This window comes from Candidatus Poribacteria bacterium, assembly GCA_021295755.1.
Classification (GTDB): Bacteria; Poribacteria; WGA-4E; order WGA-4E; family PCPOR2b; genus PCPOR2b.
The window spans coordinates 373-806 of record JAGWBT010000141.1; the positions used below are offsets into that span (position 1 = coordinate 373).

Below are 434 nucleotides of genomic sequence, written 5' to 3' on the forward strand. Positions count from 1 at the left end.
TCCTTGTCCCAGCCATCACTGTAGAGGATAAAATCCCGTTCCCAGCCATCTTCCAATGGCGGCAGTCCAGCCGCATCAAACTCGACGGTCATCTCGTCCCCAGCATTCAAGATGACATACATATCGTCAATCTCTTCCAGCAAGCGCGTCACTTCTCCGTACCGGGTGTAATGCCCCGCCAAATCTCGCCACTGTTTTGCCGTTGTAACCTTATTGTAATCAAACAGATGCGGTGCATGGGGGGTTGGACGATACATTTTGGAAAAGCCGCGGTAGTGGAGATCTGTGTGGTTCGGAGATAGCGTCGTGATGCGGGTCGGCACGTCCGTCCCGCCGATAGAGAAAAACGCTGCATCCCAGTAAATCTGCATGTTGGTCGCAATTTTGACCTGCCGATCTTCCGAGAGGAATTTGCCCGTCAGATTGATGCAGAT

1 protein-coding gene is annotated in these 434 nt (G+C 52.3%); it reads right to left on the bottom strand.

The window, feature by feature from the left end; all coding sequences use genetic code 11:
• On the bottom strand, nt 1-434 hold a 434-nt coding region (locus J4G02_18265), incomplete at both ends, for a hypothetical protein (protein ID MCE2396480.1).